16 protein-coding genes, 1 tRNA gene and 1 pseudogene are annotated in these 23,032 nt (G+C 70.8%); 11 read left to right on the top strand and 7 right to left on the bottom strand.

The features are described from left to right. Position 1: 1 nt before the first annotated feature. Positions 2-865, bottom strand: a complete 864-nt coding sequence (locus ACGFZA_RS12755; protein ID WP_385289042.1) for a hypothetical protein — start codon at positions 863-865, stop codon at positions 2-4. After that, positions 862-1,896, bottom strand: coding sequence for a methyltransferase (locus ACGFZA_RS12750; protein WP_385289039.1), 1,035 nt, complete (start codon positions 1,894-1,896; stop codon positions 862-864). The genes ACGFZA_RS12755 and ACGFZA_RS12750 overlap by 4 nt, the downstream gene beginning before the upstream one ends. Positions 1,897-2,294: 398 nt before the next feature. Here ACGFZA_RS12750 and rfbB point away from each other — a divergent pair, with 398 nt between their 5' ends. From rfbB to ACGFZA_RS12705, 9 genes and pseudogenes are all read left to right on the top strand, one after another. Next, complete coding sequence (gene rfbB, locus ACGFZA_RS12745; RefSeq protein WP_393678872.1) at positions 2,295-3,263, top strand: dTDP-glucose 4,6-dehydratase; 969 nt, start codon at positions 2,295-2,297, stop codon at positions 3,261-3,263. A gap of 20 nt (positions 3,264-3,283) precedes the next feature. Beyond that, on the top strand, positions 3,284-4,159 hold the full coding sequence (rfbA, locus tag ACGFZA_RS12740; RefSeq protein ID WP_385287484.1) for a glucose-1-phosphate thymidylyltransferase RfbA: 876 nt from the start codon (positions 3,284-3,286) through the stop codon (positions 4,157-4,159). 198 nt (positions 4,160-4,357) lie between these two features. After that, positions 4,358-4,819: a MarR family winged helix-turn-helix transcriptional regulator gene (locus ACGFZA_RS12735; RefSeq protein WP_385287481.1), complete on the top strand. Its 462-nt coding sequence runs from the start codon at positions 4,358-4,360 to the stop codon at positions 4,817-4,819. Then, positions 4,816-6,327 carry an MFS transporter gene (locus tag ACGFZA_RS12730; RefSeq protein ID WP_393678871.1) on the top strand — a complete coding sequence of 504 codons (1,512 nt, stop codon included), beginning with the start codon at positions 4,816-4,818 and terminating at the stop codon, positions 6,325-6,327. The genes ACGFZA_RS12735 and ACGFZA_RS12730 overlap by 4 nt, the downstream gene beginning before the upstream one ends. 246 nt (positions 6,328-6,573) lie before the next feature. Beyond that, positions 6,574-7,878, top strand: a complete 1,305-nt coding sequence (rfbH, locus tag ACGFZA_RS12725; protein ID WP_385287476.1) for a lipopolysaccharide biosynthesis protein RfbH — start codon at positions 6,574-6,576, stop codon at positions 7,876-7,878. A 265-nt stretch (positions 7,879-8,143) separates the two neighbouring features. After that, positions 8,144-9,343, top strand: a complete 1,200-nt coding sequence (locus ACGFZA_RS12720) for an aminotransferase class I/II-fold pyridoxal phosphate-dependent enzyme (protein ID WP_385287473.1) — start codon at positions 8,144-8,146, stop codon at positions 9,341-9,343. 52 nt (positions 9,344-9,395) lie between these two features. Next, positions 9,396-10,661 (top strand): macrolide family glycosyltransferase, encoded by a 1,266-nt coding sequence (locus tag ACGFZA_RS12715; RefSeq protein WP_393678870.1) that lies wholly within the window; start codon positions 9,396-9,398, stop codon positions 10,659-10,661. A 354-nt stretch (positions 10,662-11,015) separates the two neighbouring features. Further along, positions 11,016-11,456 (top strand): annotated as a pseudogene (locus tag ACGFZA_RS12710) (AAA family ATPase); the annotation flags it as partial. A 357-nt stretch (positions 11,457-11,813) separates the two neighbouring features. Then, entirely contained in the window at positions 11,814-13,844 is a 2,031-nt protein-coding gene (locus ACGFZA_RS12705; RefSeq protein ID WP_393678907.1) for a LuxR C-terminal-related transcriptional regulator, read from the top strand. A 58-nt stretch (positions 13,845-13,902) separates the two neighbouring features. Here ACGFZA_RS12705 and ACGFZA_RS12700 read toward each other — a convergent pair whose 3' ends face one another. The 3 genes from ACGFZA_RS12700 to ACGFZA_RS12690 form a co-directional block, all read right to left on the bottom strand. Then, positions 13,903-15,561, bottom strand: a complete 1,659-nt coding sequence (locus ACGFZA_RS12700) for a carboxypeptidase regulatory-like domain-containing protein (protein WP_393678869.1) — start codon at positions 15,559-15,561, stop codon at positions 13,903-13,905. Positions 15,562-16,139: 578 nt separating this feature from the next. After that, positions 16,140-16,213: transfer RNA gene (locus tag ACGFZA_RS12695), tRNA-Pro, on the bottom strand. A gap of 49 nt (positions 16,214-16,262) precedes the next feature. Beyond that, positions 16,263-18,896: an ATP-binding protein gene (locus ACGFZA_RS12690; RefSeq protein ID WP_393678868.1), complete on the bottom strand. Its 2,634-nt coding sequence runs from the start codon at positions 18,894-18,896 to the stop codon at positions 16,263-16,265. A 109-nt stretch (positions 18,897-19,005) separates the two neighbouring features. Here ACGFZA_RS12690 and ACGFZA_RS12685 point away from each other — a divergent pair, with 109 nt between their 5' ends. After that, positions 19,006-19,563 (top strand): DUF309 domain-containing protein, encoded by a 558-nt coding sequence (locus ACGFZA_RS12685; protein ID WP_385287464.1) that lies wholly within the window; start codon positions 19,006-19,008, stop codon positions 19,561-19,563. Between the two features lie 360 nt (positions 19,564-19,923). Next, entirely contained in the window at positions 19,924-20,352 is a 429-nt protein-coding gene (locus tag ACGFZA_RS12680; protein WP_393678867.1) for a hypothetical protein, read from the top strand. 28 nt (positions 20,353-20,380) lie between these two features. On the opposite strand, the gene ACGFZA_RS12675 is transcribed toward ACGFZA_RS12680, so the two are convergent. Beyond that, on the bottom strand, positions 20,381-21,610 hold the full coding sequence (locus ACGFZA_RS12675; protein ID WP_393678866.1) for an FAD-dependent oxidoreductase: 1,230 nt from the start codon (positions 21,608-21,610) through the stop codon (positions 20,381-20,383). Continuing rightward, complete coding sequence (locus ACGFZA_RS12670; protein WP_393678865.1) at positions 21,607-23,019, bottom strand: NAD(P)/FAD-dependent oxidoreductase; 1,413 nt, start codon at positions 23,017-23,019, stop codon at positions 21,607-21,609. Before ACGFZA_RS12670 ends, ACGFZA_RS12675 begins: the two co-directional genes overlap by 4 nt. Positions 23,020-23,032 lie beyond the last annotated feature (13 nt).

Raw genomic sequence — 23,032 nt, 5'->3', positions numbered from 1 at the left:
ATCAACCCTTTCCTGTGGAGCGGTGGCCGCCGACGAGGTCGTGCGGGAGCGCCGGGGAGCGAAGGACCAGGCCGGAAACGAGGTCGGCGGTGGCCGGGGTGCGCAGGATGTCCTCGTGGGCACTGTCCACGGGGACGAGCCGGCCTGCGTGCCGGGCGTGCGGGTCGGCACCGGTGGAGGTGAGCGCGGTGGCCGTCGCCCACATGCCGACGGGGTCGAACGCGGAGGCGGCCGTGATGTACGAGACGAACGCGCTGTAGCTGGTGGTGAGTTCGTCGGCCAGTTCGCCGGGCAGCCCGGTACGTTCGAAGGCCGCGCGGGCGATGTCGTCGAAGGTCTTGACCAGCGCTGCCCCGAGGTCGGGGAGCGCGTTGAAGTCCTGCGTGGCCTCCTCGGCGGCCAGGGCCGCCAGCTCGCGCTCGGGTTCCGTCAGGACCGAGGACAGCCGGGAGACGGCGGCGCGGAAGTCGGCGGTCATCCCGGCCGCCATGGGCGGCTCGGGGTCGAGCAGCACGACGAGGGGCGGCTGGTCGTGTGCGTCGGCCAGCCGCTGGGCCAGCCGGGCCGCGTACAGGCCGCCGACACAGTAGCCGAGTACGGCGCGTACCGGCCGGCCGGTGGCGCGTACGGCGTCCGCCCAGAAGTCGACGAAGTCCTCGCCGTCGTAGGCGCGGGCGGCGGCCGGGGCGGGCTGGCGGGTCTCCCACAGCGGCAGCCGCGCGTCGATCAGCCCCGCGAGTTCGGTGAAGGTGGACTCGGGGCGTCCGGAGGCGGCGAAGTCCACGGCGAGCACGAGGCCTGCGCCGTCTCCTTCGGTGCGGGGCTTCCAGGCCTGCGCGGCGGCCGACAGGGCGGGGTCGGTCACGAGGCTCCTTCGGGCAGTACGCATTCGTGGACGGTGTGGCCCGTGGCGAGGCGGAATGTGCCGGCCACCTCGAAGCCGGCGTCGGTGATCTGGGCGCGCTGCACCTCGTCGGTGCGGCCGCGGGTGCCGTCCTCGCAGACGACCATCTGGAACAGCACGCGGATGTGGTCGATGTCGGTCTCGATGAGCGGCTCGACGACCAGCAGGCGAGGTCGGTCCTGTGCGGCGCGGTCGGCTCCGGTGCGCTCGATGGCTTCCCGGATGCGGCTGAGGATGACGACGCTGTTGGCGTGGTTCCAGTTGTGCAGCACGTTCTTGACGACGTACAGGTCGGCGCCCGCCGGCACTTCTTCGAGGAAGCTGCCGGGCGTGAAGGAGAGGCGGTCGGCGAAGGCGGCCAGTCCGGGCTCGGCGAGGGCGGCGGTGCCGCGTTCGCAGACGTCGGGGCGGTCGAAACAGATGCCCTTGAGGTGCGGATGGGCGGTCAGCAGGCCCTGGAGGAGCTCGCCGCTGTTGCCGCCGACGTCGAGGACGGTCCCGACGCCGTCGAAGGCGTAGGTCTCGGCGAGTGCCGAGGCGACGGGCCGGGCGAGGTCGGCCATGGCCTTGTCGTACAGGTCGGCGGTCTCGGCGTGGCTCTCCAGGTACTCGTAGATACGGGTGCCGTGCTGGGAGCGGAAGCCGGACTCGCCGGTGCGAAGGGTGTGGGTGAGGGCTCCGAAGGTGTCCGCGTACAGACCGGTCGACAGCAGCACGTAGTGCCGCATCGACTGGGGGTGGTCCTCGCGCAGCCGCTCCGACAGGGGGGTGGTGTGGTAGACGTCGGCTTCGTCGCGCCGGAACAGGCCGAGCACGGACAGGATGCGCAGCAGCGCCTCCAGGGGCTCCGGCTGGGTGTCGGTCTCCTTGGCGAGTTCCGCGACGGTCATGGGGCGCTCGGTGAGGTGGTCGGCGAGGCGGAGTTCCGCGACGGCGCCGAGCGACTTGCCCACCCAGCCCATCGCTGCCAGTCCCATCAGGTCCATTTCCATGGTGTGCCAAACCCTTTCGCCCGAGATCGTGTGTGCGGTAGCCGGTTCGCCGGCGAGGCGGCCGGACGCGGCGGGCGGCGTGACCAGGCTTGGTGTCGTGTCACGCCGCCCGCCGCGGCAGCTGGCGGATCGTTCCGAGATTCTCGGGAAAGTTCCGTGTCTTTCCGTCGACCGAGGTGCGAACCGGGATCGCCGCCCGACCTGCGGCAACGGCTTCTGGCCGCCTCGCCGGAAATCTAGGCGGCCGCCCCTACCCGGGCTGAACCCCTAACGCCCCCTACCGAAATCCCCCGGCGTTCTCCCCCTCATAAGGGGGCTGGACCGGCTGCCGGGCACCCCATTACAGTTGCGGCCGATCGATTTGGTCAACATTGATTCTGGTCAACTGAGGAGAAAAGATGCGAGCCCTGGTGACCGGAGCCGCCGGGTTCATCGGATCGGCTTTCGTGCGCAACATTCTGCTGAACTCCGCCGCCGAGTCCGGCGGCCTGGAGATAACCGCGTTCGATGCTCTGACCTACGCGGGCAACATGGCGAACCTGGCCTCTGTCGCGAAACGGCCGGAATTCACATTCGTACGGGGGGACATCACCGACGCGGGCCACCTCGCCGAGGTACTGCCGGGACACGACGTCGTGGTGAACTTCGCCGCTGAGACTCACGTGGATCGTTCGATCGACGATCCGTCCGTATTCGCGCGGACCAATGTGCTGGGTACGCAGACGCTTCTGCAGGCGGCGCACCGCGCCGGCGTGAAGCGGTTCGTGCACGTCTCCACGGACGAGGTCTACGGGTCGATCGACGAGGGAGCGTGGACGGAGAGCTCGCCCCTGGACCCGAACTCGCCGTACGCGGCCTCCAAGGCGGCGGCCGATCATCTGGCCCTGGCGTACCACCGTACGTACGGGATGCATGTCTGCGTCACCCGCTGCTCGAACAATTACGGGCCCTACCAGTACCCCGAGAAGGTTATTCCGCGCTTCTTGACTCTCCTCATGGACGGCCAGAAGATTCCGCTCTACGGCGACGGAGAAAACGTGCGGGACTGGCTGCATGTGGACGACCACTGCGCCGGAATCCGCCTGGTACTCGACCGGGGAGAGCCGGGCGAGGTCTATCACATCGGCGGTGGTACCGAGCTGCCCAATCGGGAGCTGGCCCGCCTTCTCCTCGATGAATTCGACCGCACCGACCAAGCGATCGAATGGATCCCCGACCGTCCCGGTCACGACCGGCGTTATTCAATCGACGACTCGAAACTCCGCGCGCTCGGATACCGGCCACGCGTCCCCTTCGACGAGGGGCTGCGGTCGACCGTGACCTGGTACCGGGAGAACGCTTCCTGGTGGAAGGCGCTCCTGCCCTGACGCGGAGCCGGAAGGACATCATGCGTGGAATCCTCCTGGCCGGCGGCTCCGGCACACGATTGCGGCCTGTCACCCATGTCGCCTCGAAGCAGCTGCTGCCGGTCTACAACAAGCCGATGATCTACTACCCCTTGTCCGTGCTGATGTGCGCGGACATCCGGGAGATCCTGATCATCACCACTCCGGCGTTCCTGGAGACGTACCGCCAGCTGCTCGGCGACGGGTCCTGGCTGGGGCTCGATCTCCAGTACGCCGAGCAGCCGAGCCCGGACGGGCTCGCCGACGCACTGCGCATCGGCAGCGACTTCGCGGGCGACGAGCAGATCGCGCTCATCCTCGGTGACAACATCTTCTACAGCCACCAACTGCCCACGATGCTGATGCGCGAGCGGGGACATCTGGACGGCTGCACCCTGTTCGGGTACCCGGTGGCCGACCCGGAGCGGTACGGCATCGCGGTGACGGACGCGGACGGGACGCTCATCGCACTGGAGGAGAAGCCGGAGAAGCCGGCGTCGAACCTGGCGGTGACGGGGCTGTACTTCTACGACAACGACGCCCTGGCGCTCGCCCGTGAGCTGACCCCTTCGGCCCGGGGGGAGCTGGAGATCACCGATCTGAACAACAAGTTCCTGGAGGCGGGCCGGGCCCGGCTGGTCGATCTGGGCCGGGGCAGCGCCTGGTTCGACACCGGGACCCACGACAGCCTGCTCGACGCGGCGACATTCGTGCAGCTCATAGAGAAGCGCCAGGGCATCCGGATCGCCTGTATCGAAGAGGTCGCGTACCGGATGGACTTCATCGGCGCCGACCAGCTCTTCGAACTCGGCCGGCGCACCGGCGGAGCGACCGACTACGGACGTTATGTGATGCAGCTGGCGGACGCCGCCGTCTGACCAGCAGGAACTCCACGAACCCACCGACCCGCACACGCGGGGCCGGTGGGTTCGTCGTTTCCGGGGGCGTCGCCCGCTGTGCGAGACGGCCTCCGCACACAGAGATACGGTGTACTCTCTCAGTATGAGTACACACACACTAAGAGATGGCCGCCACTCCTCGCCGTGGCCCGCCCCGAGCACTACGGGAGCACGCCGATGAGCGCCCCCGGCGACGAAGTCCCCGACGCCCACTCACTGTTGAACGCGTTCGCCGAGGTGGTCGGCCCCCTGCTCGACCGCACGGCCGAGATCTTCGCGGGCCACCAGGTGCCGTTCTCCCAGGCCAATCTGCTGGTCCAGATGAACGAAATGGGCGGACCGCGCCGGATGGCCGTCCTCGCCCAGGCCCACGGGGTGGCACCGCGCACCGTGACGTCCCTGGTGGACGGCCTGGAGAAGCGCGGACTCGCCGCGCGCACGCCCGACCCCGCCGACCGCCGGGTCATCCTCGTCTCGCTGACGGAGAAGGGCGAGGCCCTGATGCAGCAGATCGACGAGACGTCCGCGCAGCTGGCCGACGAGACCTTCGCGCAGTTGCCGGCCGAGGACCGCGTGGCGCTGGCGAAGCTGCTGGGCAAGATCCGTACCCAGAACACCGAGGGGAAGCCGGAGTCATGACGACCGAGAACGACACCCCGGCAGTGGTCCTCACCAAGGCCCAGAACCGGCGCCGTTGGGCCGGTCTCGCCGTCGTGGCATCGGCGCAGCTGGTGGCCATGCTCGACGAGACGGTCATCAACATCGCGCTCCCCTCCGCGCAGAAGTCGTTAGGCATGGCGTCTGCCGACCGCCAGTGGATCATCACCGCCTACACCCTGGCCTTCGGCAGCCTGCTCCTCTTCGGCGGCCGGCTGGCCGACCGCTTCGGACCCAAGCGCACCTTCATGGTGGGCATCACCGGCTTCGCCATCATGTCCGCCGTCGGCGGCAGCGCCACCAGCGGCGGCTGGCTCATCGCCGCACGGGCCCTGCAAGGTGTCTTCGCGGCCATTCTCTCCCCTTCCACGCTGTCGATGGTCACGGCTCTCTTCGACGACAAAAAGGAGCGGGCCAAGGCCTTCGGCATCTACAGCGGCATCATCGCCAGCGGAGCCATCCTCGGTCTGCTGGTCGGCGGCATGGTCACCGAGTACCTGTCCTGGCGCTGGTGCCTGTTCATCAACGTGCCCATCGCCGCTCTGGCACTCGCCGCGGCCCCGATGCTGCTTCCGAACGTACGGGGTGACCGCACCGCCCGGCCGAACGTGCAGGACGTCCTGCTGACCGTCGCCGGCATGGCCGCGCTGGTCTTCGGCTTCTCCGAGGTGGAGGGACACGGCTGGGGATCGACCCGGGTGCTCGTACTGCTCGCACTGTCCGCCGTCCTGCTCACCGGATTCGTCCTGCGGCAGACGCGCGCGCAGCAGCCTCTGCTGCCGCTGCGGGTGGTACGCGACCGCAACCGCGCCGGCTCCTTCCTCGCCGTGGCGCTCGCCGAGTTCGGCCTGCTGGGGATCTCGCTGTTCGCGTCCTACCAGCTCCAGGTGATCATGCACTACAGCCCCGTCAAGGCAGGCCTGGCGTTCCTGCCCATGGTCGCGGTGACCGTGGTCGCGGCCACTCAGATCGCCGCCAGGCTGATGCCGCGGGTGCCCTCCCGCTGGCTGATCGGGCCGGGTCTGCTGTGTATCGCGGCAGGCGTCGCGATGTTCAACCTGATGTCCACGGAAAGCACTTACCTGGGCACGATCCTGCCGACCTGGACGGTGCTCGGCTTCGGCCTCGGCCTGATCACCCCGTCCGCGACCAACATGGTCATGTACGGCACCCTGCCGAACGACCGGGGCATCACGGCCGCGTTCCGCACCACCTCCCAGCAGGTGGGAGGTTCCGTGGGCCTGGCACTCGCCAACACCATCGCGGCCAGCGCGATCGCGTCCTTCGTCACCGCTCATCCCACGGGGCACATGTCCGCCGACTACACGGCGCGAGCCCTGGTACACGGCACGGCGGTGGCCGCCACGTGGTCCAGCGTGCTGATCGCCGTGGGCACCATCGCCGTGTTCTGGCTCGTCAACTCACGCCCCGAATCGCAGGCTTCACCCTCGGACGGCGGAAAGGCCCCGGCCGAACCCGTCACCCCCTGATCCCCGGTCCGTGAAAGGCCGTGGAATAGGGGTGGCCGCCGAACGCTTAGGGGTTGACCCTCGGGCTCGGCCCCTCAGTAGGATCACCGGCGACGGACGATTTCGAAGTCCTGGGCCAACGGGCCCCCATCGCCGCAGGATTCCCTTTCGCGGCGGTCGTCGTCACCGGCATTCGCGGATATTCCACGCACCACGCGGACGACCGTCCGCAACCGCACAACGACGCACGGAGGAAGCGAGTCCGAGGTGGACACCAAGACACAGATCCTGGAGCTGGTACGGAAATACGATCAGGAGTCCTCCCGGCGGACCTCTGCTTTCGAACCCGGCGTCACACCGATCCTGCCGTCCGGAGCGGTACTGAGCGAAGAAGACCGGATGGCGTTCGTGGAGGCGGCGCTGGAGATGCGGATCGCCGCGGGAGTCTCCGCCCGGCGGTTCGAAAGGACGCTGGCCCGGACACTCGACGTCCGCAAGGCGCACTTCACCAACTCCGGCTCCTCCGCCAACCTGCTGGCGCTCGCCTCCCTGACCTCCCCCGTACTCGGGGACGCCCGGCTGGTCCCGGGGGACGAGGTCATCACCGTGGCGGCCGGCTTTCCCACGACGGTCAACCCGATCGTGCAGAACGGGCTCACCCCGGTCTTCGTCGACATCGAGCTGGGCACCTACAACACCACGGTCGAGCGCATAGCGGAGGCGATCGGCCCGCGCACCCGGGCCATCATGATCGCGCACGCACTCGGCAACCCCTACGAGGTGCAGGAGATAGCCGAACTGGCCTCCTCCCGCGACCTCTTCCTGGTCGAGGACAACTGTGACGCCATGGGCAGCACGTACAAGGGCAAGCTCACCGGCGGTTTCGGCGACCTCAGCACGGTCAGCTTCTACCCGGCTCACCACATCACCACGGGCGAGGGCGGCTGCGTCCTCACCAGCAACCTGGTGCTCGCCCGCATCGTGGAGTCACTGCGCGACTGGGGCCGCGACTGCTGGTGCGAACCCGGCGAGAGCGACACCTGCCACAAGCGGTTCTCCTACCAGCTGGGCGAACTCCCTTACGGCTATGACCACAAGTACATCTTCTCGCACGTCGGATACAACCTGAAGGCCGGTGACGTCCAGGCCGCCCTGGGCCTGAGCCAGCTCACCCGGGTGCACGAGTTCGGTGCCGCCCGGCGGGAGAACTGGCGCCGGCTGCGCGAGGGGCTGGACGGGCTGCCCTGGTTCCTGCTCCCCTCCGCCACCCCCGGCAGCGACCCCAGCTGGTTCGGATTCGTCCTCACCCTCACCGAGGACGCGCCCTTCGGCCGCAACGACGTCGTGGAGTTCCTGGAATCCCGTCGCATCGGCACGCGGCTGCTCTTCGCGGGAAACCTGGCCCGTCATCCCGCCTATCTGGACCGCCCCTACCGGGTGTCCGGTGAGCTGACCAACAGCGACATCGTCACCGAACGCACCTTCTGGGTGGGCGTCTATCCCGGCATCAACCAGGAGATGACCACCTACATGACCGACTCCCTGTGGGAGTTCGTCCGGCGCTACCAGTAGCGGGTCATCGTCAGATACCGGCCCCGGCGTCACCGACGGCGGTTCGCTGCCGGAAACCGGCCCCGAGGCCATCCACAGCGTTTCGTCGTCACAGGCCGGGCGTGGGCGGAGAGCCGGACATCGCCGAAGGCCGGCCCGGCCACGAACCGGACGTCGCCGGGCGACGCCGGAAGGCCGGCGCCCCGGCGGCCGGGGCGCCCCCTGGCCGTACGCACCCCCGTTCCGTGCCCGCCGATCCGTGCGCAGAGCCGAAAGTGAACCCATCATGACGCGTACTTCCGTCGAACTCGCCCTTCTGGGCGGCACTCCCGCCTTCACCGAACCGCTGCACGTGGGCCGCCCCAACGTGCTCGATCCCGATCGGGTCATGGAACGCATCAGGGGTGCGCTCGACCGCCGCTGGCTGACGAGTTTCGGCCCGCTGGTCAAGGAGTTCGAGGAACGCCTCGCCGAGGCCGCAGGGGTGCGGCACGCCATCGCCACCTGCAACGCCTCCATCGCCCTGCAGGTGCTCATCCGTGCCCTCGGGCTGCGCGGCGAGGTCGTGCTGCCGTCCTTCACCTTCATCGCGACGGCGCACACCCTGCTGTGGGAGGGCGTCACCCCGGTCTTCTGCGACATCGACGAGAAGACCGGGAACATCGACCCCGAGCACGCCCGGAAGCTGATCAACGAGAACACCAGCGCGCTGGCCGGCGTGCACCTGTGGGGAAACCCCGCGCCGACGCAGCAGTTGGCCGACCTCGCCGCCGAACACGGCATCGCGCTGTACTACGACAGCGCCCACGCCATCGGCAGCCGGCACCTCGGACGGCCGGTCGGCGGCTTCGGTGACGCGGAGGTATTCAGCTTCCACGCCACGAAGTTCATCAACTCCTTCGAGGGCGGCGCGATCGTCACCGACAACGACGAACTGGCGGAGCGGGTCCGCTCGATCCACAACTACGGTCGTGGCGAGGGCGAATACGTCTCCGGCATCGGCACCAACGCGAAGATGACGGAGGTGGCTGCGGCGATGGGGCTGACCTCGCTGGAGAACATGCCGACGCTCATCGACATCAACCGGACCAACCACCACCGCTACCTCACGGGCTTCGCCGACGTGCCCGGCATCCTGCTGCGCGACCCGGCGCCCGAGGACGCCAACCACCAGTACGTCGTCATCGAGGTCGAGGCGGCGGACGCCGGCCTCACCCGCGACGAGCTCGCCGCGGTCCTCCGGGCGGAGAACGTCCTGATCCGGACCCACTTCCACCCCGGTTGCCACCGCACCGAGCCCTACCTCCACGATCCGGCCCGGCACGCCCCGCTTCCACTGCCGCACTCGGAGGCCCTGGGCGAGCGGGTGATCTCCCTGCCGACGGGCACGGGTGTCACCGGTGAGCAGATCGACCGGGTCTGCGCCATCGCCCGGCAGGCGGTCGCGGCGGCCCCCCGGGTGCGCGAGACCCTGCGGACCCGCTGACCCGTACTGTGCCGTCCCTTCCGCCCACCGCCTTCCCCAGGAGATACCGCCCGTGTCCCGAGTGCCTTTCGACCCGGCCGTCCCCTCTGCGCCGGCCGCGTCGCCGGTGAGGCGGCGGTTCGCGTTCTTCTCGACCCCCGCGCACGGCCATGTCCGGCCGACCCTGCCGATCGTGGCGGAGCTCGTCCGCCGCGGTCACCACGTCAGCTACGCGACGGCCGAGCAGTTCTACGACGATGTGGCGGCCACCGGCGCCGAGGTGCTGCGCTATCCGTCCACGGTGCGCGACATCGCCACGGCGATCCCGGCGGACTCCGAGGACTGGATCGCCCTCGCGCTGACCATGGCCGTCACCGAGGCCGAGGCACTGGTGCCGGTCCTGGCGTCCCGGTTCGCGGACGCGCCCCCGGACGCGCTCGTCTACGACTCCGCGATGAACGCGGCCGGGCGGCTCCTGGCGCGCCGGTGGAAGTGCCCCGGCGTGGAGATGTTCCCGGTGTTCCTGCCGCACGGGCAGGGCGTCAAATCCTTCTCGCTGGGCAAGCTGGTCGAGGGTGCCGAGGACGCGGCACCGCGCCCCGCGATCCGTACGTTCCACGAGACGATGTCGCGCTTCCTGGCCGAACACGGTGCCGGGGACTACTCGCTGAGGGATTTCGCCGCGGGCTTCGGCGGTAACCGCATCGCCTTCTTCCCCCGCGCCTTCCAGAAGGGCGGGGACCTCTTCGACGACCATTACGCCTTCGTCGGGCCCTGCCTGGACTTCGAGGCGGCCAACGGTGCCTGGCAGCCGCCCGCCGACGGGCGCCGCGTCATCCTGGTATCGCTCGGCACCACGTACGGCAATCGCCCCGAGTTCTTCCGCGCCTGCGTCAAGGCGTTCGCCGACGGGCCCTGGCACGTCGTCATGACCCTCGGCAACAACGGGGTCTCCCCCGAGGAACTCGCGCCGCTCCCGCCGAACGTGGAGGTTCATCGCTGGCTGCCGCATCTGGCCGTGCTGCCGCACGCGGACGCCTTCGTGTGCCAGGCCGGGATGGGGAGTCTGATGGAGGCTCTCGCCTGCGGTACACCCCTGGTCCTCGCCGCGGACGGCCGGGAGCAGGCCATCGACGCGGGGCGGGCGGTCGAACTCGGACTGGGCGTGCTGCTGTCCGGCGGCGAGCCCTCGGCCGCGGAGGTGCACGCCGCGGTGACCACGGCCACGACATCGCCGCAGATCCGTGCCCGGGTGGACGAGATGCGTGAGCACATACGCGTGGCAGGTGGGACCGCACGCGCCGCCGACGTACTGGAAGGGAGCGCCTCGGCCGGCTGACCGGACGTCCGATCGGACGCAGCCGCAAGGGCATCGCCGGACGTCGCCGCGGGTCCGAAGAAGACCGCGGCAGTTCTCTACCCGTATCGACCGCCTCAAAGTTTCGTTCACTATGCGAACGGCACCCGAAACCTCCGTTTTACTCTTCCGCGCCCCCAGGCTCGCAGCCCCCTGCAAACATATGCGTTCATGGGAAAGACTTTATCGGTTCTTTGCGATTCGTGTGCTTTACTCGACGACGGCAAGGCCTGATGGGGGGCGGGGCAGGCGTGCCTACCCCCAGGACATCTTTTCGCTGGCTTCATCGCCGGAGGCATTTCCCATCCGAAGGCGAGGCGTCGGATAAACGGGGGTATGATATTCGTGTCTTTAATTGAGAGAGACGAAGAACTTTCCATTCTCGACCGTCTTCCGGAGGAGGCGGTCCGGCGGCGCGGCAGGGCCGTCGTCGTGAGCGGCGCCGTCGGCACCGGAAAGACCACGCTGACCCGGGAAGCCGGCGAACGATGGGCAAAACAGGGCGCTTCGGTGCTCAGCGCCACCTCGTCACCTGCTGAGGCGGGCGTCTCACTCGGCGTGATCCAGCAGCTGTTCGCCGGGGCGGGCCTGCCATCCGAGCGCACCCATGCCGCCGAGAAACTGATCGAGGCCGGTGTCGCATGCGTGAAACATCCGCTTGCACCCACCATCGATCAGTCGCATGCGGAAATAGCGGAGAGACTCTGGGCCATTTTGGTGGCCACTTCGGAGCAGCAACCGATCATTCTTCTGGTGGAGGACGCGCGGCACAGCGACCCGCTTTCCCTCCATTTTCTTCTCTATTTCGTACGCCGCATCAGACTGACTCGAATCGTGATGGTTTTCGTCGAATCGGACGGGGTACGCGCACCACACCCGCTTTTCCGTGCGGAATTGATGAGGCAGCCGGAGCTTCTGTATCTGAAGCTTTCGCCCCTCAGTCGCAGGGGCATTACGAAACTGCTGGCGGAGCGCCTGGGTGCCGCGGCGGCGCAGTCGCTGACCGACGTCTGCGAAGAACTCACCGGGGGCAACCAGCTGCTGACGGCCGCGCTGGCCGCCGATATCGAGGCGGCGGGCGGCGGCGAGGCTGCCGATCCCGACCGACTTGAGGGTGAATCGTTTCGGCAAGCCGTGTCCCTCCTTCTGGGCCGGCTGGACTCCGAAACCAGGGACGTCGCACAGACCCTGGCCCTCATCGGTAACGCGGCGTCTGCCGAACTGATCGGCAAGGTCCTCAAGATCGGCGGCTTCTCGGCCGAGCGCGCACTGCACGCACTGACCGCGACCGGGCTGCTGCACGAGGGACGGTTCCGGCATCCGGCCACCCGGAGATCCGTCCGGGACCAGATCGCGGACGAGCCTCGCGCGGCCCTGCAACTGCGCATCGCACGCCTGTTGTACGAAAGCGGGGCGCCCAGCGAGCACGTCGCCGAACACCTCCTCGGAGCGAAAGCGGACTCGGACGACGGGAGCCGGCTGGACACGTGGGGCGTCACCGCCCTCAAGGAGGCCGCCGACCACGCGCTCGACAGCGGCCATCCGCGCAAGGCGGAAGTGTGTCTGGAGCGGGCCCATCTGCTCGCGGCCGACAAGGGGGAACGGGCGGCGATCCTGGCGGCACTCGCCAAGTTGCTGTGGAGACACAGCCCCAGAACGGCATTCCGCCTGCTGGCACCGATCATGATGGCCCGTCAGCAGCCCGAGCGGCACATCACCTCGTACGACTTCCTGCTCGTACGCTACCTGCTGCACCGGGGCCAGCTCCAGGAGGCGCGCAAGCTCCTGCACAGCCTCGTGGAGAAGGCCGACTCGGCCCCGGAGATGGCCGAGGAGATGTATCTGCTGCGCACCTGGCTGTCCGTGGCGTTCCCGGGTGTGGCGGAGTATCTGACCCACGAGCACGGCGAACAGAGCAGGACGCGGCCGATGTCGGAGCGCAACGCGCTGCAGCGGTGGACCACCGACCTGCTCGGGTCCGTACTCCGCGGCACCGCCGGGGAGGGCGAGGTCAGCGAGGCGGAACAGGCTCTGCACGTCTACCAGTTGAACGAGCACACCTTCGACCCGCTGGTGTCCGGCCTGACCGCCCTGGTCTATGCCGGACGGGCCCCGTCCGTGGGCCGCAGGTGCACCGAACTGCTCGCCGAGGCCTGTCGCATGAAGGCGCCCTCCTGGTCTGCGACCTTGCTGCATCTACGCGCGGAGAGCGCTCTGCAGACCGGTGATCTGGAGACCGCCGCCCAGTCCGCGCAGGACGCCCTGACCGAGCTGCCCGCCCGGGAGTGGGGGTCCGACATCGGATACCCCGTGGCCACCCTCGTCCTGGCGAAACTCGCCACCGGACGCGTCGACGAGGCGGGCGACGCGCTCCAGCTGGCCGGTCAGGAAGCCACCGTGCACAACCGCAGCTCCCTGCACTACCGTTCGGCTCGCGGCCACTACTACCTCGCCATGGACAAGCCGCACGCGGCGCTCCGCGACTTCACGGACGTCGGCGTGCTGATGCGGCGGTGGAACATGGACGTCCCGGGCCTGGGGTCCTGGCGGTCCGGTGCGGCGGAGGCCCTGGTCCGCATGGGCAAGCACACGCGCGCCAAGGGCCTGGTCGAGGAGGAACTCAGGCTCCTGCGGGGCGACACCCGAAGCCGTTCCTACGGGCTGGCTCTGCGCCAGCTCGCGGCGGTGTCGGAACCCGAGCGCCGCCCGGAGATCCTGCGCGGGGCCGTCGACGTCCTCAAGGGCTGCGGTGACCGGTACACCCTGGCCAGGACGCTGCGGGATCTGGCCGACGCGCACGAGGCCCTGGGCGAGAGCCAGCGCGCCCGGCACACCGCCCGGCGGGCGCGACGGGTGGCGGAGGCGTGCGGCGCGCGGTCCTTGGTGGCGCAGTTGGGTCCGTCGAGCGAGGAGATCGTCGTACCGGAGCAGCGGACCGCCGACGATCACCACGTGGCCGTCAACGGGGACGAGTTGAGCAAGGCGGAGGAAAAGGTGGCCATGCTCGCCTCGCTCGGCTACTCCAACCGGGAGATCGGGCAGAAGCTGCACATCACCATGAGCACGGTCGAGCAGCACCTCACCCGGGTGTACCGCAAGCTGAGCATCAGCGGCCGGGACGATCTGTCTCCTGCCCGGTTCCAGTCGAACGCCGTCCTGCTGTAGCCGGTTCCATTGGCCGAGGAACCTGAACGGGCCGCGCGCCGTCCGGCGCGCGGCCCGTTCAGGTCTCCTGGTGCGGCGTGCGCAGTGAGAGGTTCTTCTCGATGGGCGCCTCCACGATGCGCACCGCGGCCACCGCCGGCGGCGCGCCCGCGGCCAGGGTGTAGTCCCCCACCGGCACATCGGCGAACCGGTACCGGCCGTCCGGCTCCGTGGTGGTGGTGAGGCCGAGACCGCTTTCGTCGGTGAGCGTGAGCAGGACCCCCGGTGCCGGCACACCCCGCTCGCTGAGGATCACTCCCTCCAGGCGGCCGAACTCCGAGCGGGGGGTGAGGACGACGTCGAGCGGGGACGGGCCGTTGGAGGTGATCTGCAGGACCATCGCCGAGGGGCGGTAGTCCTCGTGGAGGAGGACGAGCGTGTAGGTCTCGCGGGCGAGTCCGTCCAGGGTGAAGTGGCCTCCGGTGTCCGTGGGTACGGTGGTCAGGGCGCCGTCCGGAGACATGAGGACGACCCGGGTCCGGGGCACGGGGATGCCGTCCGAGGCGTCCCACACCCGCCCGGTCACCACATGCGTGCCGACGCGCACCGGGTCGGCGACGAGCGTCAGCCGGTGGCGCGGTGCGGGCTGCTCGGCGGGCAGGGTGAGTTCGGTCACCGCCGGGTGATACGTTCCTGCGCCGGCGACCAGGACGAAGCCCCCGGTGCCGGACGCGTCCAGCGAGAACCGCCCGTCGGCACCGGTGCGGGTGCGGGCCACGTCGTCGCCCTCCGGGGTCAGCAGGGTGAGTGCGGCACGGGCCAACGGCTTGCCGTCGTCGGACCGTACGCTGCCGAGCACTCGTGTCCGTGCCGGAGCCGGGATCGGGGCCCGGCTGTTCCCCGGGGTATGGCGTCCTTCCCATATGGCGCGCGTCGCCAGGGCCACGGCGGCGGTCAGGGTCCAGACAGGTGCCAGGTCCAGGGCCACCGGGGCGTGCTGCCACCCGTACAGGAGCGCCAGGCAGGGGCCCAGCGCGCTCGCGGCGGCCGCCAGCGCCTGGACGGTCGGCAGGGGCCATGACCGGTTGTCCGCCTGCAGCAGGGGATCCACCAGGGCCGGGCGCCCCAGGAACAGGACGACGCCGAGCACCAGGGTGATCAGCGTGAGCACCGAGATCCCGCACATCACCCACCGCCAGCCGAGCTGTTTGGTGAGGAGTTCGCCGGCGGACCTGCTCAGGGCCGCTCCGAAGGCCGCTATGACGCCGAACAGGGCGAGGGCGCGCAGCGGTCCCCGGCCGGCGGACGTCCGGGCGAGCGGTGCCGCGGCGCGCGAGCATGCCGCGAACAGCAGGCAGAGCGCCCCGAACTGCGCGAAGGAGGCGGAGACCGCCTCCAGGACGCAGGCCGCCGCCAGCACGCCGGAGTTGGGTGCCGCCACCGCGACCGCCGCGCAGGTCGCGCTCCCGAGGAGACCGATCAGGACCGCGGGCCGCGGGTCGGGGCTACGGCGCAGCGCGGCGCAGGTCACCAGCACACACGCGACGGCGCACGCGCACAGGACGGTCATGCGTCGGGTGTCCGCGTCGAAGACCTGGGCAGCGGCCCGCGCCGAAGGGGCGGTGGTGGCGACGGCGACGTTGAGCATGGCCAGTAACTGCGCCAGGGCGGCCACTGCGATGGCGAACCAACGGGCCAGCGGCGGCACCGACGGCATCATCGACGAAGGAGGACTCATAGTGAGAGGATACTCACTAACTATCCGCATCGCAGCACTTACAGACCTCATCCGGCCTTGGAACACCAGGAGTTCAGCGGCAGCCCCCCTCCCTTCACACCGTCAGCGAAGGCCCTCCCCGGGGTAATCGGTGGCTGAGCGCCGCACCCCGGCCCCGCTCGGTTCGAGGCCATGGATCCCACCCGGGGCGGCCCGGGCGACTCGGCGGACTCGATGCGGCCCAGCGGCCCCGGAGCAGGCGAGCAGCGTCCGGGAGCACGCGAAGGGGCAGCTGCGCGCGGTCCGGTCCTGGTGGGCGCGCCACGGACGCGGACCGCCGCATCGCATCGGCGACGGGCACGACGGCAGCGCCGGCGACTGGCTTGTTTTCGAGCAGGGAGCTCCCCCGGCCCGAAGCGGCCGATCCTGGGGTGACTTGACTTGAATGTGTCGTCGCGTCGCCGCTGCGCCCGGCGCACGGACCCCCGTCGGCGTCGCGAAGCGCGGCGTGGAACGTGCGGCCCGTCCGGTCCCCGAAAAAGGTCGAGGGGCCGTTTCAGATTGCTCTGAAACGGCCCCTGACCTGCGACTCTTTCGAGTCGGGACGACAGGATTTGAACCTGCGACCCCTTGACCCCCAGTCAAGTGCGCTACCAAGCTGCGCCACGTCCCGCTGCCAGTCCCCCGGACCTGCCGGGCGGCTGCGCAGGACAAACATTACCTCACTCCGCGGACCGGATCGACGCCCGTGCCTGCTGGGCGCGGGTTGCCAGCGCCTCGGCGCCGCAGGCCGTGGCCAGCTTGTGCGCGCGGGCGAGCTCACGTGGCGACCGGATGGCGACGCCGTGGTCGAACAGGGCGAGCGCGAGCTCGTAGGCGGCCGGTGATCCCTCCAGGTGGCGGACCGCCTCGCCCAGCAGCTCGGCGGCCTCCTCCGGACGGGCGAACAGGGAGACACAGCGCAGCGCCTCCCCGATGGCCGTCTCCGTACCGAACCGCTCGGCGTGCACCCGCGCCGCGTTGGCGAGCTGGGCGGCGCGGCCCGGGTCGTCGTCGGCCAGGGCCCGGGCCAGGTCACCGGCCCAGGGGCCCCAGATACCGTTGAACCTGCCGCGCGGTTCGAGTGCCTGGCCGGCCGCCTCCAGCTCCGTGACGGCCTCCTTCGTACGGCCTTCGGCGAGCAGCAGCCGGCCGCGGACGCACGGAGCGTCGGGCAGCACCATGGCACTGGGGTAGGGCAGACCGAACTCGTACGTGTCGGCGATCTTGCGGGCCTCGGTGATGCGGCCCCGGGCCAGCAGCGTATCGATGAGCAGACAGGCGGCGTCCCAGTGCACGGGCAGTCCGCTGCCCACACGGTCGGCGAGGCGGAGTCCCTCGCGCAGGAAACCCTCGGCCTCGGCCAGACGGCCGCGACGGCGGTGGACCAGACCGAGCAGCGTGTGGGCGAAGGCCAGGTGGGCACCGCTCCAGCCGGAGATCTCGAAGGCGCGCACGGCCTCGCCGAAGAGCTCCTCGGCGCGGTCGAGTTGGTCGGTGAAGGCGTAGGTGATGCCGAGCAGGGTCGGGAGCTCGAAGCCCCATTCGGTGTCGGTCCAGCCGAGGCCGCGTGCGGGGTGGCCGTTGACCAGGGCGCGTTCGCAGAGGTCCACGATCAGCTGGGAGTTCTCACCGCGCAGCATCGCGTCGAAGGCGCGCAGTGTGAGGAGTGCCCGCTCGGCGTTGTCCCGGCCGGTGAGGTGGTCCGCGTTGGCGGCGAGCCGGCGCGAGCGGCCGGGACCGTCGTCCTCGGTGGCCTGCATGCCCTCCCAGAGGAAGTGGGCGGCCTGCAGGCGCATCAGGCCCGGTCCGGGTGCCGTGCGCTCGGCCTCGGCCGCGAGAGCGAGCGCCGCCTCCTTCAGCTGGTTGTTGTGCGACAGCGCGGCGGCGAGCCGGTAGGTGGCGTCGACCCGCAGATCGTCGGCGAGGCCGGGCATGTCGAGGGCGGACCGCAGGTGCTGCACGGTGGTGGGCGGCGAGCTGAGCAGCGTGGCGCAGCCCAGTTCGTAGAGGAGGGTGGCGCGCACGTCATGGCGCGGGGGCTCCTGGAGCGCCCGCTCCAGACAGCGCCGGGCGGCCTCGGGGGCGCCGACCGCAAGGTGCTGGTTGGCGGCGGCCCGGAGCTGCTCGACCAGCTCCTGGTCGTCGTCCGGGTGGACTTCGAGCAGGTGCCGGGAGGCTGCGGCCGGCCCGAGTCCGGCCCGGGCGATCGCCCAGGCGGCCCTGCCGTGCATGGCCGTCCGGGTGGCAGGCGGGATGGAGCGGTACACGGCGGTGGCGATCAGGGGGTGGACGAACTCCAGCGGGTCGAAGCCGCTGACGATACGGGCCTCGCGCAGCCGGGCGGTGCAGTCCGCCGCCTCGGCGGCACTCATCCCGGCCAGGGTGGCGGCGAGGTCCTGCGAGATGTCCGTACCGAGGACGGCGGCGGCCCAGGCGAACCGGTTGGCGTTGGTGCCGAGCCGTTCGAGCCGGGCGACGAGGCCGCTGCCCCGGGCCGACGCCCCGAGTTCGCGCAACAGCCCGGCGGACTCCTCCAGCGGGGCCAGTTCACGGTCCTGGACCTTGGCGACGAGTTCGACCGCCTCGTAGGGGTTGCCGCCGGTGACGGCCCACACCTCGCGGCAGAACGGGTCGTCCGCGTGCTCCCCGAGTGCCGCCCTGACCAGTTCGGCGGTGGCGTCGGGGGTGAGCGCGCGCAGGGCGACCCGCACCTGCGCCGGATGGCTGCCCGCCGCGATGCTCTGGGCCTCGCGGGCTGCGAGCTCCTCGGGACGGTGTGCCTGGACGACCAGGACCTTGAGTTCACCGAGGCGGGCGGTGAACGAGGCGAGCCAGGCGAGGGATTCGCCGTCCGCCCAGTGCGCGTCGTCGATGAGCAGGAGCAGCGGGCGGTGGCTCCACCGGGAGGCGAGCTGGGAGACGACCCAGTCGAGGCCGTCGCGCACACCCTGCGGGTCGGGCTGCGGGCCGGTCGGCTCGACGAGGCCGAGAGCCGGTGCCGCGATCTCGTACCAGGCGCCGAACAGAGCCTTCACGTCGTCGGCGGGGAACTGGTCCAGCGCGGGCTGGAGCAGTTGGCGTACGACGTGGAACGGCACCGAGGTGACCGTCTCACCACCGCGCGCGGACCACACGGTGCAGCGGTCGGCCGCCATGGTCTGGATCTCGGCCAGTAGCGCTGTCTTGCCGATGCCTGCTTCGCCGCTGAAGACCAGCAGCCCGCCGGTCGCCTGCGCGCCGCACAGCGCGTCAACGGCTTCTGCGGCAGCGGCGAGTTCCGGTTCTCGCTCGTACAGCGGCCGGGACGGCTTCATGCCTACCCTCCCCCAAAGTCGTATCGATGACAGTCGAGCCTAGTCGTGCGCGGGGGCCCACCAACAGTGGTTCGGGCAGTTCGTCGCAGGTACGGGGCACAATCGACGGGTGGACGAGACTCGCAGGGACCGGGACGCAGAGGGCCGGGCGCACAACGCGCGCCCCCGGGACGGGCTGGGGCGCCCCTTGCCGTACGGCACTCCGGGGGTGGAGCGGCAGCCCGAAGGCGTGGTGCGCACTCCCGCGGACACCGTGCGGGAGGCTCAACGACTGCTGGACGCGGGAATGCCGTTCCACGCGCACGAAGTCTTCGAGGACGCGTGGAAGTCGGGACCCGAGACGGAGCGGGAGTTGTGGCGCGGGCTGGCCCAGCTGGCCGTGGGGCTGACCCACGCGGCACGGGGGAACGTGACGGGCGGGGCACGGCTGCTGCGGCGGGGCGCTGCGGCACTGGCGGAGTTCGCCGGGTCCGGCGGGGTGGACGCGTCCGCGGGGACCGGCGCCGCGACGGCCGGGGACGAAGCCGAAGCCGCGCCGCCGTACGGGATCGGCATCGGCGCACTGACCGGCTGGGCCCTGGAACTGGCCACGCGGGTGGAGGACACGGGCGCCCCGACTGTCGACGCGGCCGCGGAGGCTCCGCGGCTGCGAGCGGACGGCGGGTGACACGGGCCTCCTGGCCTGCAACCGGACAGCGGGAGGTACGGCGGACCCGTGACCGGCCGGCAGGAGGCACAGGCGCCTGGCCTGCGACCGGACAGCGGGCGGCACGGACTCCGGATCTGCGACCGGACAGCAGGAGACACGGTCTCCGGATCTGCGACCGGCCGGCGGAGGTGCCGGCCGCCTCCCGATGATCCGGCGGAGTTGCGCCGGAACGGGGAGCGCGGGAGCCGCACCGCACCGGAACCGGATCGTGGGAGCCTGGCCGCACCGGAGTCCGATGGCGCCGAACTCACCCTGCTTTTCCTTCCCTTGACCCGGAGCGGTGAACACTGTCGTGCAAAACCATTAGCATCCGGCGTCATGAGCACTTCTGACCAGGACCAGCACCAGGCCGTGGACGCGCCGATAACCGTCCTCGAAGAGACCGAGGCAACCGAGGCAACCGAAGAGACCGAGAAATCCGGAGAATCCGCGGCGACCGGGGAGACCTCGGCGACCGAGGAGGCTGAGGATGCCTCGGAAGACGGGGACCGGCGGCTGACGCCGCGGCAGGCGAGACGCCTGCGCATCGTCCTCTCCTCGGTCGGGATGGCGGCGATGGCGGTCGTTCTCGGGATGCGGATCGCGAGCCGGTCCTCCGTTCTGGTGGTCGGCGTGTACGGGCTCGCGCTCATCCTCTGCGGGATCGTGATCGAGCTCAGCAGGAACGGCCGGACCCGGCTCGGCAGCTGGCTGCTGGGCGTCGGTCTGGTGGCGGCGATCGGTTCGGACTGGCTGCTGATCCCCTGAGTGACCGGTTGATCCCCCCGCACCCCGGTCAGCCGACCGAGACGCGCACGGTGCCACCGCGTGGATCGGTGCGGTCCAGCCAGTCGGCGGGCAGGTGGAGGGCGTGGCCCGGCCGGGCGGGGCGCAGCAGGCGTCGGCGGTACAGCTCCGCTCCGTCCTGCCGGACGACGAGCAGCGGGGCCGTGAGCGGCCGGCCGGTGCGCAGGATGAAGCGGTTGCCGACCGGCCGGAATCCGTCGGGGCCGGTCAGATTGGGTGCGATCCACTCCAGTGGGGCGGCGACGGCGAGCGCGGGCCCGCCGGCGGGCCAGGCACCGGTGGCCAGGTGGCGTCGTACGGCGGCGGCGAGGGCCCGGCCCTCCGCCGCCGCGGTGCCGGCGCTCTCCACGGCGTGGAGCAGGTTGCCGACGGCGAAGACGCCGGGCCTGTGGGTCCGGTAGGCGGGGTCGTGGGCGGGGCCGCGGGTGCCGGGGTCCAGCGGCACGTCACCGTGGCGCGCCAGTTCGTGGTCGGGGATCCAGTCGCCGGTGAACACCACGGTGTCGCAGGGCAGGGTCGTCGTGCGGCCGTCCTGATGGCGCACCGCGACGCCGGTGAGCCGGGGGCGGCCCGTCAGCGCCGTGACGGTGGTGCGGGTGAGCAGCGGGGCGCCGTGACGCGGTGCCATGGCGGCGGGGAGGGCCGGGGGGCGGTCGGTGACCCGGGCGACGACCGCCACGCCGCCGGCGCGCAGGGTGTCGGCGGCGGCGATGCTGACCGGTTCGTCGCCGACGATCACGGCCCGGGTGCCGATGTGCTGGTGGTGGACGTGGACGGCCTGCTGGAGCTCTCCGGTGGTGTAGACGCCCGCCGGACGGGTGCCGGGGACGAGCCGGGCGCTGCGCGGGCGTTCGCGGGCTCCGGTGGCGAGGACGACGGCGTGTGCGGTGATCCGTTCGAGCCCGCCAGGTCCGGTGGCGTCGAGGGTGCGGGGTCCGGCCCAGCCGGTGACGGTGATGCCGGTGCGCAGGGTGGCGCCGGCCCCTGCCGCCGCGGCCGTGGAACGGCGGGCGTACTCGGGTCCGCTCGTCCCGCCGTTCGGACGGCTGCTGCCGAATCCCCTGTGGTGGCAGTGGCGCGGGATGCCGCCGGTGCTGCGGTCGCGTTCCAGGACCTCGACGCGCCGTACGCCGGATGCGGCGAGTTCGGCCGCGGCGCCCAGCCCGGCCGGTCCCGCTCCGACGACCAGCACGTCGACGGTCCGTTCGCGGCGGGTCATGGCCGGGTCCCCTCGATCAGCGCGCGGAGTCCTGCCCCGCAGTGGAATCCCTGGCAGCGGCCGTTGCCGGCCCTGGTTCTGCGGGCCAGGCCGGCGACGGATCGCGGGGGGAGTGTGGCGGCCAGGGCGTCGCGGATCTCGCCCGCGGTGACGCGTTCGCAGTGGCAGACCAGGGTGCCGTAGGCCGGGTCCCGGGCGATGAGTTCCGCGTTCAGGTACGGGCGTTCGGCCGCCTCGCCGAGGCCGGGCATGGTGAGGGGGGCCAGTTCGGCGGGGGTGCCCGGGTCGAGTCCGGTCCGGGCGAGCAGGCCCGTGACGTGGTCCGCGATGGCCATGGACGCGGTCAGTCCGGTGGAGCGGATGCCGCCGACGGCGATGTAGCGCAGGTCGGGGTACTCCTGGATCCGGTAGTCCTCCTGGCCGGTGGCCGCGCGCAGTCCCGCGTAGACGGCGGTCACCTCCTCGTCGAGGAGCCGGGGCAGGATCCTGCGGCCCTTCTCCCGCAGCAGGGCGATGCCCTCCCCGGTCGACTCGGTGGCGGTCTTGTCGCCGAGCTCCTCGGCGGTGGGTCCGAGCAGGACGTTGCCGAAGACGGTCGGGGCCACGAGGACGCCCTTGCCCGCGCTGGTGGGGACGGGCAGCAGGATGTGCCGGACGAGGTCGCGGGCGAGCTTGTCGAACACGATCAGCTGTCCGCGGCGCGGGGTGACGGTGAAGACGTCGTGGCCGAGCAGGCGGTCGATCTCGTCGGCGTGCAGCCCGGCGGCGTTGATCAGGAAGCGGGTGCGCAGCGGTCCGCGGCCGGTGGTCAGGGTGTGGACCCCGCCTTCGGTTCCGATGTCGCGGACGGGGCAGTCCAGGTGCAGGTGTACGCCCGCGCGGACGGCCTGGGTGGCGAAGGCGAGGGGCGTGGTCCAGGGGCAGATGACCGACTCGTCGGGGACCTCCAGCCCGCCGAGCGCTCCCGGGCCCAGGTGGGGTTCCCGTGCGGCGACCTCGTCGGCGTCCAGCAGCCGGGCCGCGTGGTAGCCGTTGGCTTCGGCCTTGGCCAGCAGGGCGGGCAGGGCCTCGAGTTGTTCCGCGTCCCAGGCGACCAGGAGTGCGCCGACGCGTTCGACGGGGATGCCGGTCTCCGCGGCGTACGCGGAGAGCCTGCGCTGTCCTTCGCGGACGAGGCGGGCCTCAAGCGATCCGGGTACGGCGTCGAAACCGGTGTGCAGGATCGCGGTGTTGGCCTTGGATGTGCCGTCGCCGATGTCGTCGGACGCCTCGACGAGAGCGGTGCGCAGGGGGTAGCGGGCCAGTTCACGGGCGATCGCGGTGCCGACCACGCCCGCCCCGATGACGGTGACGTCGTACGGGGCTCCGCCGGGCAGCGGGTCCCCGGCGGTCGTGACGAGGTGCGTCATCGGGCCGCTCCGC

Origin of the sequence: Streptomyces sp. NPDC048211 (assembly GCF_043202315.1) — a bacterium.
Lineage (GTDB): Bacteria > Actinomycetota > Actinomycetes > Streptomycetales > Streptomycetaceae > Streptomyces.
The sequence above is the reverse complement of the archived record's forward strand: the minus strand, read 5'-3'. Positions and strand labels throughout refer to the sequence as shown.

Excerpts from the sequence above, each read along its gene's own strand:
- ACGFZA_RS12670 (WP_393678865.1), bottom strand. The coding sequence starts at position 23,019 with ATGACGCACCTCGTCACGACCGCCGGGGACCCGCTGCCCGGCGGAGCC.
- ACGFZA_RS12735 (WP_385287481.1), top strand. The coding sequence starts at position 4,358 with ATGAGCGCCCCCGGCGACGAAGTCCCCGACGCCCACTCACTGTTGAAC.
- ACGFZA_RS12675 (WP_393678866.1), bottom strand. The coding sequence starts at position 21,610 with ATGACCCGCCGCGAACGGACCGTCGACGTGCTGGTCGTCGGAGCGGGA.
- rfbB (WP_393678872.1), top strand. The coding sequence starts at position 2,295 with ATGCGAGCCCTGGTGACCGGAGCCGCCGGGTTCATCGGATCGGCTTTC.
- ACGFZA_RS12720 (WP_385287473.1), top strand. The coding sequence starts at position 8,144 with ATGACGCGTACTTCCGTCGAACTCGCCCTTCTGGGCGGCACTCCCGCC.
- ACGFZA_RS12730 (WP_393678871.1), top strand. The coding sequence starts at position 4,816 with ATGACGACCGAGAACGACACCCCGGCAGTGGTCCTCACCAAGGCCCAG.
- ACGFZA_RS12690 (WP_393678868.1), bottom strand. The coding sequence starts at position 18,896 with ATGAAGCCGTCCCGGCCGCTGTACGAGCGAGAACCGGAACTCGCCGCT.
- ACGFZA_RS12750 (WP_385289039.1), bottom strand. The coding sequence starts at position 1,896 with ATGGAAATGGACCTGATGGGACTGGCAGCGATGGGCTGGGTGGGCAAG.
- ACGFZA_RS12700 (WP_393678869.1), bottom strand. The coding sequence starts at position 15,561 with ATGAGTCCTCCTTCGTCGATGATGCCGTCGGTGCCGCCGCTGGCCCGT.
- ACGFZA_RS12680 (WP_393678867.1), top strand. The coding sequence starts at position 19,924 with ATGAGCACTTCTGACCAGGACCAGCACCAGGCCGTGGACGCGCCGATA.
- rfbA (WP_385287484.1), top strand. The coding sequence starts at position 3,284 with ATGCGTGGAATCCTCCTGGCCGGCGGCTCCGGCACACGATTGCGGCCT.